At 62.4% G+C, this 242-nt stretch carries 1 protein-coding gene; it reads right to left on the minus strand.

Annotation, left to right across the window (positions count from 1 at the left end; translation table 11 throughout):
• The coding region (locus tag ACCC96_RS30410) for a hypothetical protein (protein WP_413697757.1) at window positions 1–242 on the minus strand (242 nt) is incomplete at both ends.

Below are 242 nucleotides of genomic sequence, written 5' to 3' on the forward strand. Positions count from 1 at the left end.
TCGGTGCCGACCAGTTTGATCGCCCCGGCGTACATGCCGCCCAACGCGGAAGAGTCGATCGCCAGTTGTGGTTTGGCACTGCCGTCATCGGCACGGGCGGTGGCGTTGAGGCTGTCGGCGTTGACGTCGTTGCGACCAGCAATGATGGTCAGGTTTTTCGCCTGAATCTCGGCGTTGATCTTCGCGCTGCGGGTGATGATTTCGAAGCGGTCGACGTTGTTGGCGTTCAGCCCGGCGCCGTC

Origin of the sequence: Pseudomonas sp. Pseusp11, assembly GCF_047304405.1 — a bacterium.
Taxonomy (GTDB): Bacteria; Pseudomonadota; Gammaproteobacteria; order Pseudomonadales; family Pseudomonadaceae; genus Aquipseudomonas.